Source organism: Glutamicibacter sp. AGC46, assembly GCF_053543715.1.
The window spans coordinates 204305-214592 of record NZ_JBLVOJ010000012.1 but is presented as its reverse complement, the minus strand read 5'-3'; the positions used below and the strand labels follow the sequence as shown (position 1 = coordinate 214592).

The following is a 10288-nucleotide window of genomic DNA, read 5'->3' as shown; positions in this document are numbered from 1 at the left end:
AGTAAGGAAGAGCCCCGGGCCTACACCTTTAAGATCCAGCCGCGCAGCTTATTGCATGCGCAGCTTCTCTTCGAGAACCAGTACTGCGGCTTCTCTTACCTGGGCCGCGAATTTCCCATCGGCCTTGGCCTCGGCTGCCAGGGCCCTCGCCATGGTGATGGCCGGAGCCGATTTTACGCATAGCGGAACAGTTCCGCCGGCGGCCACGAACTTCACTGCGCGCTCGCCCACCGGCAGGTAGCCGACCTGCTTGGCTTCGCACAAGTCATCGGAAATCACGATTCCCCCATACCCCATTTGCTCACGCAGCAATCCGGTGATGATCTTCGAAGAGAACGGTGCATCATTCTTTCCATCAAGCCGGGAGTAGCGGGCGTTGGAGACCATGACCCAGGACTTGCCCTGCTCGATAGCCTGCTCGAATGGCTGCAGATCGCTGGAGTCCGCATCGATCTTCGTATCGGTCACTTTGGTACTGGTATCGGTGTTCCCAGCGACCCGGCCCAATCCGGGGAAGTGCTTGACTACCGGTTGCACGCCTTCGGAGCGCAGCGCTTCGTTCACCGTCGAAATGGCCTTGGAGACCCCCGAGGCGTCATGCGCGTATTCGCGGCCAAAGTAGCCGATGGGTGCGTTGCCGGTGCCGATACTGGCAGGAACAACGTCAGCCACCGGAGCCAAATTCACGTTGATGCCGGCTTCAGCCAGTTCTTTCCCGGCGGCGCCCACTTCACGCTCCAGCTTCGATACAGGCCACCCTCCCTGCGTCAACGCAGTCGGCAGTTCGGTGAAACCGGGGCCCTGGAGCACCCGGACAAAACCCCCTTCCTGATCGGTGGCCACCCAGACCGGCAATTGCCCGGGAATGCCGGACTCCAAGCCCTGGGTAATTTCCTGGACCTGGGCGGCGGTCTGCTTCACCGGCAGTTGCGAACGGCCGCGCAGGAAGACATTGGAAATTCCCTGCTTCTTCATCGCAGAAATTTCCGCAGCGGTTGCTCCTGTTGCCGGGACACCGGCCATCACGAGGCTCGCTGCCTGTTCGCTGGCGCTCAGCTCGTCGGCCAGCGCTTCTGCTTGCTGGCGCAGCGAGGGTTCCTGGCTGCGGCTAGGCGATGGCCTTTCTTCAGCCCCGGAGTTGCCGGACGGGCTGGGAGTTGCCTGCTGCGCAGGAGTCCCCGTACTGCTCGGGCTGCTGGAACTGCCCGCGGACGTGCTCGAAGCTGGTTCTTGGGTATTCGGCGCACTGCAGCTAGCGAGCATCACCGTCATCAGGATTCCGACTGACATGAGCTGCTTGGCACGGGTAGTCATGAGATCATCCTCCCACCGTAAACTGCGAAGTTGCCGAAGAGCCGAGAACCTTTTGCCATGGGCAGAACGCTAGGCACGCACCACCAGCAGTTCATCCCAGTCGGTGGTGTAGCGCTGCGAAATATGCTCTCGTTTCATCGACCATTCAGGGATTTTGGCCATCCCGGCATGCCCCAGTCCAATGGATTTGGCACCGAACCGAAGGGAGATATCCTGGACTACCGACGAGACGTTCTCTTGTTCCTCGGCAGCCGGATCGGGACTCTGGCCAAAGAGGTCCAGCTGTTGCTCGCCCGGAGAATCGCTGAGCCCGGAGAGGATCACTCCCCCGCGAACATAGTCCATCCCCGGTTTCATCAGATCCCGCATCGCTGCAATTGCCAGCTTGCTGAGCACGATGGGATCCCGCGTCGGACGCGGCAGGCGCACCTGGGCACTGGGGAATGAGGCTTCTCCCCGGGCGAAGCGGCTGGTGCCCGCGGTGACGGTAAGCAATGAAGCGTACAGGCCTTCGCGCGCCAAGCGACCGGCAGCCTTCTGCGCATAGATGGACATGACTTCTTCCATCGCTTCATAGGTGCGCACCGGCGTGGAGAAGGAACGGGTGAACATGATCTGGCCGCGGTCCGCGCGTTCCTCCACCGGACCGATGCAACGTTGCCCGTTGAGTTCGAAGACCGTGCGCTGCAAGACGACAGAAAACTTCTTGCGGATCGCCAATGGGTCAGCCGCTTGCAGGTCCGCGATGGATTCAATGCCCATGGCTGCCAGCTTGGCACCGGTTTTGCGGCCCACACCCCAGACATCGGTGACTGGAACCCGGTTCAGGATACTGCCCAGGACCTCGGGATCCATGAGCTGCTGGACGCAGACTCCGCCCAGTCCCGGATTGTGCTTGGCAATATGGTTGGACAGCTTCGCCAGGGTCTTGGTGGATGAGACACCCACGCAGACTGGCACCCCAATAGTCTTGTCAATGGCGGCACGGATCTGGGCCGCGGTGCTGCGCACCTGCTCCAGGTTGCCTTCCAGGCCGACGAAAGATTCATCGATGGAATACACCTCGTGCCAGGTCCCGAAGCGTCCGAGCAATTCCATGACCCGGGCAGAAATGTCCCCGTACAGTTCATAGTTGCTTGACCGCACCGCAAGGTTGTGGGAGTCCATATAGCGTTGGACCTTGAAGAAGGGTTCTCCAGTAGGAATGCCCAGATCCTTGGCTTCCTGGGAACGGGCCACCACGCAGCCGTCATTGTTCGACAGCACCACCACGGGACGATTGCGCAGCGAATAGTCGAAGGCCCGCTCGCAGGAGACGTAGAAATTGTTGACGTCCACCAGGGATACGTGGTCAGCGGACATGATGCAGGCACCTGGTAATGACGCCGAAGACACTGACCTCATCGCCTTCGGCCAGTACCACGGGCAGGGGCGATTCATCGCTGAGCAGCCCAACCTCGTGGCCGTCAATCTGCCAGCGGCGCACCAGCATCTGCCCGTTGAGGTTGACGATGACCACAGAGCCGTGGCGCACGGCCAGCGATCGGTCCACGATCACTTCATCGCCGTCGAAGATACCAGCTGACCGCATGGCGTGGCCCGAGACGCGCATGATGAAAGTGGAGACACGGTCACGGACCAGCAACCGGTTCAGGTCCAGTCCGCCGTCAAAATAATCGCGTGCTGGCGAGGGGAAACCCATCGCGGATACCGCTTGGACCGGCCCTTGGGTTGCTCCCGGAGGCATCAGCTCCTGTTCTTCAGCCACACCCCACCACTTTCTAGTACAAATATTCGAATACTTGAATTGTAGCGCGTTATCCAGCAACCTTCATGTTTCCGGCGAGCGCGCTACCCCCGGGATTCCGTAGCAGAGGTCCTCCCATGGACCCTGGCCTGCGCTTTCCAGCTGTACAGCGCGGCGGATACAACGATAACCAGCAGCGTCGCGGCACCGGAGATCACGATAATTGCCCTGGCCGGGCCAACCAGCAATCCCGGGGTGCCGATGAGATAGCCCAATGCGACCATGATGTTGATGAGCATCCGCAGCTGCGCCCAAGCAGCGCCATGGCGGGATTCCGGCACGTATTCGTAAATGGCTGTTCGCACTCCGGTATTGTGCAGTCCATTGCCCAGCCCGCCGGCAAGGAACACCAAGGCCAGGCCAGCCGCGTTGGACCAGAGCCCTTCCGTGAGGATCGCGGCGCCCACCAGCCCTCCACCGAGCAGAATCGGCAAGGCGCTTCGGGTACCGAAGCGGCGATTGCCTCCCAGCAGGGAACCGAACACTGCGCCCACGGACCAGGCACCGAGCAATACCGCGTATCCAGTGTCGTTATCGGTGATCCCGCGCAGGTAGAACACCCCCGAAACGCCTTCTGCTGCGGTAAACAGCACGATCGCTGCCACCGGGAGCAGCAAGATCCGCAATTGTGGATTGCGCGTCAATGCAGCTCCACCGGGCGATACCGGTCCACCCGGATCCGGCTCGTTCCCTGCGTCTGCTCCTTTCCCGTTGGCGGCTTGCGAGCGGGACAGGAAGATGGCCGCCAGGGCCAGTGCCAGGAATCCTGCCGCCGCGTACCAAAGCACCGCGCCGATCCCCGTTTTCGCGAAGACGAGTGAAGCTATCGTCGGCGCGATGATTCCCGCCAGGGACGTCGCTACGACAAGGAAGCTGCTGGCACGAGCAATGCTGAAGCCTCCGCGGATGCGCGGAATGATCTTGAAAATGACCGCTCCGTTAACCACCGCGCAAATACTGGCCACAGGCATCAAGGCGAGGCTCGCGAAGATATTGGAGGCAATGGCCATCACCGCGAAAATCGCCACATGCACGCACAGGTACAGGATCCACACCCGGACAAGGGCTGACCCGTCCACCCAACGCCCTATAGCCGGAGCGGCAAGGATCGGCGGAACCAAGCCGGCGAGGAACAACGCGGTTACGCCCCAGGACCCCAACTGATCCGCGGATTCCAGGGTCAAGGCAAAGACCGCCATGCCCTCGCCGAGCATGGAGAGCAATGCAACCACGCAGAACAGGACGCAACGCACCGAAGACTGCACCTGGCCCCCTTCCTCCGCGCGCATGCCACGCTGGCCTAAAGGTTCTAGTCTATGGGTAGGGGGATTCGCCTCCGAGGACATATTGCGCCAAAGGAGTCTCGTGAAAGTATTACTGGTCAGCTGCGGAGATGTCGCCACCGAGGCAGGACTGCGGCTCCAACAGGAGGGCCATCGCGTCACCGGCTGGCGGCGCAACAGCCAGAAGCTGCCCGCAGGATTTACCGGCCATAGCGTAGACCTGCTCGATGCCGTCCAGTGGCCAAGCATCGATCCGCAGACCGAAATCGTCGTGCTCACTCCCGTGCCAGCCACCCGCGATGCCGATGGCTACACGCGCGGCTATCTGCAGGTCGCCAAAGAACTGGCTTCCCGGCTGGCAGCCCAATGCCCCAATCTTCGCCGGCTTATCTACGTTTCCTCCACCGCAGTGATGGGCGGCGCCAACGGAGAACTCGTCGACGAATCGGCACCGCTTGCCCCAGCTAGCCCCACCGCGCAGGTTCTTGCGCACACCGAGGCAGCGCTCGCCGGCAGCGGCCTGCCGGTAACAATCCTGCGGGCGTCGGGAATCTACGGCCCGGGCCGCACCCGGCTCATCGATCATGTCACTGCCGGAGCCGCACAGATTCCCGCGGGCTCGCATTGGACCAACCGCATCCACCGCGATGACCTGGCCGCGGCCATCGTTCACGTTGCGGCGCTGGGAGAGCAAGCCGCTGGCCTCTACCTGGCCAGTGACAGCACCCCAGCCCAGCTAGGCGAGGTCTACCAGTTTTTGGCCAAGGAACTTCATTTGCCTGCGCCGAAAGAGGCAGGACAAGCCCCGGCTCGACGTGCTGCCGACCGCCGGCTCGATAATTCCAAGCTGCTAGCCAGCGGGCTTGAACTGCAGTATCCGGGATTTGCCGAAGGCTACCGCGCGATCCTTGCCGGGACATCAACCCGCCACGCCTAAAGCGCGTAAAAGACAGCCTTAAAGGAAAACCGGCTTGCAGCGCATCGCCATGATGCACCGCAAGCCGGTTGTTTTATTTCGTTCCGGGTGTGGACCGAAACGCCTAGAACCCCTTGCGCAAGGGGTTGACGTGCCGGGCGATGCCTGGAACCTGCTGGCCAGCAATCTGGGCAGCCAGGATCTTGCCAGTCAGCGGTCCCAGCGCAACGCCCCACATGCCGTGGCCACCGCCAACCGACACGCGCGAGGATCCGGTCTGGCCAATGAGTGGCATGCCGTCCGCGGTGCATGGGCGTCCACCCACCCATTCTTCTTTGCGGTTCTCCCAGTTAATCCCCTGGTAGACCGGGGTCGCAGCGGCAACGATGGCCTCAATGCGCTTCGGCTCCAGCTTGTGGTTGGCGTCGCGGAATTCCATGGTGCCGGCGATGCGGAAGCGATCGCCCAGCGGGGTGCAGGCAACGCGCTGGGTCGGGAAGTAGATCGGGTGCGTTGGCATGTGTTCCGGCTCCACGGTGAACGAGTAGCCGCGGCCTGCCTGAACCACAACGTTCACACCGAACTTGCTGGCCATGTCGGTCATCCAAGCACCGGTAGCCAGCACCACGTGATCCGCGGTGATTGAACGGCCTTCGGAACCGATGACGGTGACCGAGCCGCCATTGTCGCGCACATCGGTGACGTTGAAGGCTCCGATGATGTCGCCGCCGCGGGCGATGACGGATTCGGCCAGTGAATCCATGAACTTCGGCGGGTTGATGTAGCGCTGGTTCTTGATGGCTACGCCCGCAGCGACCTTATTGGACAGGGTCGGCTCGATGCCGCGCAACTCGTCGCCGGTGAGCAATTCGTAATCAACTTCGCCGCCGGTCTTCTCGATCATCTCGAATTCATGCAGCAGCGCATCGCGGTCGCTGAGCGAGGTGAAACCGGTCAAGAATGGATTTGCCGGCTTGGTCGGCTCCTGCACTCCCGGCCCTGCCGAAGTCGCCTGCGCGATTTCGTCGAAGGCATCCAAACCGGTCGCGCCGATTTCCGAGTAGACCCGCATGGCTTCTTCCCACTTCTTCGGGGTCGAGTGCCAGGCAAAACCGATCAGGAAGCGGAGCAACTTGGCATCGGCCTTCAGCGGAATGTACAGCGGGGATGCCGGGTCGAGCATCATCTTCAGGCCGTTCTTGAAAATTGCAGGCTCTGCGATGGGCAGGGTCAGCGCTGGGGTCAACCAGCCGGCGTTACCCCAAGAGGAACCGGACGCGACGCCGCCGCGATCCACGACGGTGACCTTAATGCCCGCTTCCTGCAGGTACCAAGCGGTCGACAGGCCAACAAAGCCAGCGCCTACAACAACGACATGATCTGGCACGCCTACTCCAGCCATGATCCACTCTCCTAGCATTTCGACGGCCTCTCCACACGAGCCCGCATGTCTTCACTGTCGCGCGATCCCCAGGGAAAATCAACGCGTCCTGACGATTCGACGGTGAGCGCCACCACACCGGCAGGAGGTTCGTGTTTCTTGCGGTAAATGATTGCCTATTCCGAACTTTCAACAAGTACTTCCTCCCGTACGGGCACTTTCCCCGGAGGCTGCATCACTATCGCCCATCGGGAACTTCGCCTCCAGCGCGTCCTGCGTAGACTGGAGAGAAGCGAATTACCAATCCCGCCGATCAGCCATTTCTAAGGAACTGCACCACACTCATGGCCTCACGTAAACCAGCCAAGAAGAAGCCTGCCCAGGGTCATCCAGCCCGCCGTTCCGGCGCCAGCAGCGTGCCTTTTGAATCTGAAGTGCGCCAAGCTCTTCAGCCATTCAAGTCCTCGCTCTTCCGCCACTTCCACGAAGAGGGCCAGGCAGCCAGCGAGACCCGCGCAGCGCTCGAAGGGCTCACTACCCTGCTGACCGTGCATGCCCAGTTGCGCCAGAGCGTTGACGTCAAAACCCTGGATCCGACGATTCTGGGTGAACAGCTGGGCCACTTGACGTCGCTGGGCAAGGAAGTTTCGGAAGCCAGCGCTGCGATCCTCAAGCATTACCTGACTTTCCTGGGCACGACCGCTAATTTCGGCGGAAGCGTGGATGACTTCAAGCAGACTTTCGAATTCCTCTCCCGCATGGCTGGCGATTCACCCATCGTGGCACCTTATCTCGAAGATGATGAGGCCAACGGCAGCCTCGAAGCGATGCCCTTCGTTTTTGCGGCTCGCGAGTTGATCAGCTGGGTTGGCGAAGGCAAGCCGACCACCCCAGCTGGCGTACTCACCGGCGATACGCTGCAGGATGCGGCCAGCGCGCTGGGCCTGTTCGTCAAGGTCGATGAATCCGCCGGCGTTCCAGAGGATGCCCAGTGGGAGCCGGAAGACGGCACTGCCGTTTCTTCGCTGGCCGACATTCCACGCCTATCGGCATACTGGGACGCCCTGATCGGCACGGCCATGCTGCGCTACCAGGAACCGAACGCAACCCCAACCGAGTCGCTCAGCGATGCGCTGCTGGCATCCAGCGGACAAGGCGCCCGCTTGGTCAAGGAGCTGATTGCAGAGGTTCTCTACTCGCACATCCTGATCAACACCTTGGAGCAGCCGGGCAAGGCGCAGATCGCCGAGATGGTGGCCGGCGTTTTGAGCAATGCCGCATCATCGACACCGCCACGTGCCGAGTTCGCGTTGCAAGTTCCGACCGAAGATGACCTTCCCGCCGAGCAGCATCACCTGATTGCCAGCCTTGAGGAGGTTGTCCCCCAGGTCGAGTCCCTGCTGCGCGTCTTTGAACGCGAAGGCCTTGTCGAGATTAATGACGAGATCACAATTCCTGTGGTCTTGCGCTCTTCACTGGAACGAGCGCTGGCCAAGGTCTCTGATCATGTTTTGAAAGACACCCAAGAGGCAGAGGCTTCCGAGGTTTAGACCACCAGCAACGGCAAAGGGTGCGAGAGCTAATTCGAGTTCTCGCACCCTTTGCCGTTGATTCATCGACTAGCCGATGCGCGTGGCCAGCTCGGCGTCGTGCCACGGCAGGCGATCGAACCATGGGCCCCGCTTGGTTCGCGGGCCTTCACGGCCAAAGAATCTGCGGTTGCTTCTGCGTTGATCGCAGCATCTGCCGTCTTGCTATCAAAGCCGCCCTTAGGCTCCACGGCCAGGCCTTATTGTTGCCAAACAACCGTATCTGCCTGGGTACTCATGCGCGCTCGCTTCCCAGACAGGAAATGCTCTCCATAGGCGCAACACCCCGCCACGCAGGCCCATTCCGACCTGAGGTGTGAGGCAGAACGCAGAAACACGGGCTGGGTTTAAGTTATAAAAGGTACGTTGCATTACTGACAGACAACGGCGTGCGATGGGGGCACAGCGCCGATGAAAGATCAGTCCGTTTACGCAATGCAACGTACCTTTTAATCACCCTCGGATCCTTAGTGATGCCACTCGCAAAACACCACCAAGTACCTTCCCGGTGATCGGTCTTCACCGATACATGTCTAACTTATCGCGTCCTGCGAAAATCCGAAATCATACTTTAGTAGGAGGGTAGGGGTCAGAACGGGATGCTTGCGCGCAGTGCCCAAACACCGTTTTCGGAACTGGTTGCAAACTTTCCACCAAATGCACGCATCCTGTCACCCATGCCAATCAGGCCTGTCCCGCCTTCGGGCAACCCACTCGCCTTCTTGTCGAAATTCCCCATCTGATTAGTAATTTCCAGGATACCCTCTGCCCCTTGGACCGTGAGTTCGAAGGTGCACTTCCCGCCCAAGGCACCGTGCTTTATCACATTTGTTGTACCTTCTTGCATGACCCGATAAATCGCAGTCTGTGCAGAACGGGGCAATTCGGAAATTTTCTCGTCAGTGGTGGAGCTCACCTCGAAATTTGCCTCTTTTAGCCTCTGAACGAAAAGTTCTGCACCCTGAAGCGCGTAAACAGTAGTAGCGGCCGGCTTATCAATGCCCTGGGACGAGGGATCTGCCATGGTCCCATCAGCCCTCAGGACATTGAGCATCAGGCGTAAATCGTGCAAAGTCTCAGTACTCAGTTTGGCGATGACATCCAGAGCTTCGAGGGCCTTCTGCCCATCGTTTGCGAATTTCGCGGCCTTCGACTGCATGGCCACGACCGTGATGTCATGCGCGACAATATCGTGCAGATCCCGGGCAATGTTCTTTCGCTCCCGGTCGACAGCAAGACGAGTCTGCTCTTTGACCGTATGCATTTGCCGAAGAGCGAGCTCGTTCTTCTCGCGCAGCAAGTAAATATTCCTCGTTAAGAAGAACGCCATCGCCGTCAACGGGGCAATCCCGACAAGCAGAACCGCGTCTTGCCCGGACTGGACGCCGAACTGCACCATCCACGCTGCGGACAAGGTTAGGAATAAGGCCCTAACACTCATGGCACTGGCCGTAGCTGCCAGCGCCGAAAAAATCATGAATGAAACGACAGTCCAGAAGAACAAGGCGCCGTCCGTGAGGAAGAAATAGGCAACTGCCACAAACAATCCGACGGATACGGCAACCCAGCGAAGACCAAGCGCAAGAATTGCGCACAGTCCAACGCCGAGCAACGCGCCTCGAACCGAAATATCCGACGAACCACTAAATCCGTCTTCCAGCAGAGTCACGAACTCGCTACTGGAAACCGCGATCAGAACCGCAATACCAGTCCAAACAATGACACCCCGACCAGCGAAGAGCTTGGTCAGGGTGTCCTTTAGTCGTCCATTCATATGCCGAATAATTCCCGGCTCAGATGATCAAGTCAAATAAACCGCGCTATGGGCAGGCGACGCCGTAGCGTTTGCAGAACCACTCCGAGAAGGCTGAGCCAAAGCCAGCAGGAGTAGCAACGTTGCCACTGCTGGAGGCTGGAGAGCTCGCGGCAGATGCAGGAGCTGCCACGGCGGTCAATGGTGCCAGAACTAATGCTGCTACGGCCAGCATTTTCAAACCC

Annotated in this window: 8 protein-coding genes; 2 read left to right on the top strand and 6 right to left on the bottom strand. The window is 60.1% G+C overall.

Features of this window, described 5'->3' with window-relative positions; all coding sequences use genetic code 11:
• Positions 1-48 precede the first annotated feature (48 nt).
• From ACNPM8_RS09180 to ACNPM8_RS09165, 4 genes are all read right to left on the bottom strand, one after another.
• A complete protein-coding gene (locus ACNPM8_RS09180; protein ID WP_448939712.1) occupies positions 49-1314 on the bottom strand; it encodes a glycoside hydrolase family 3 N-terminal domain-containing protein in 1266 nt (421 codons plus the stop codon).
• A gap of 69 nt (positions 1315-1383) precedes the next feature.
• Positions 1384-2676, bottom strand: coding sequence for a Y-family DNA polymerase (locus tag ACNPM8_RS09175; protein WP_448939711.1), 1293 nt, complete (start codon positions 2674-2676; stop codon positions 1384-1386).
• Positions 2666-3082 carry a LexA family protein gene (locus ACNPM8_RS09170; protein WP_105658603.1) on the bottom strand — a complete coding sequence of 139 codons (417 nt, stop codon included), beginning with the start codon at positions 3080-3082 and terminating at the stop codon, positions 2666-2668. Before ACNPM8_RS09170 ends, ACNPM8_RS09175 begins: the two co-directional genes overlap by 11 nt.
• Before the next feature lie 83 nt (positions 3083-3165).
• On the bottom strand, positions 3166-4410 hold the full coding sequence (locus ACNPM8_RS09165) for a hypothetical protein (RefSeq protein WP_448939710.1): 1245 nt from the start codon (positions 4408-4410) through the stop codon (positions 3166-3168).
• Positions 4411-4486: 76 nt separating this feature from the next.
• Here ACNPM8_RS09165 and ACNPM8_RS09160 point away from each other — a divergent pair, with 76 nt between their 5' ends.
• Positions 4487-5341 carry an NAD-dependent epimerase/dehydratase family protein gene (locus tag ACNPM8_RS09160; RefSeq protein ID WP_448939709.1) on the top strand — a complete coding sequence of 285 codons (855 nt, stop codon included), beginning with the start codon at positions 4487-4489 and terminating at the stop codon, positions 5339-5341.
• Positions 5342-5444: 103 nt separating this feature from the next.
• Here the strand turns inward: ACNPM8_RS09160 and ACNPM8_RS09155 are convergent, their stop codons facing one another.
• Positions 5445-6722, bottom strand: coding sequence for an NAD(P)/FAD-dependent oxidoreductase (locus ACNPM8_RS09155; RefSeq protein WP_448939708.1), 1278 nt, complete (start codon positions 6720-6722; stop codon positions 5445-5447).
• A gap of 323 nt (positions 6723-7045) precedes the next feature.
• Between ACNPM8_RS09155 and ACNPM8_RS09150 the strand changes: the two genes are divergently transcribed.
• On the top strand, positions 7046-8251 hold the full coding sequence (locus ACNPM8_RS09150) for a hypothetical protein (protein ID WP_105662421.1): 1206 nt from the start codon (positions 7046-7048) through the stop codon (positions 8249-8251).
• Between the two features lie 628 nt (positions 8252-8879).
• Here ACNPM8_RS09150 and ACNPM8_RS09145 read toward each other — a convergent pair.
• Positions 8880-10064 (bottom strand): sensor histidine kinase, encoded by a 1185-nt coding sequence (locus ACNPM8_RS09145; RefSeq protein WP_105662420.1) that lies wholly within the window; start codon positions 10062-10064, stop codon positions 8880-8882.
• Between the last annotated feature and the right edge of the window lie 224 nt (positions 10065-10288).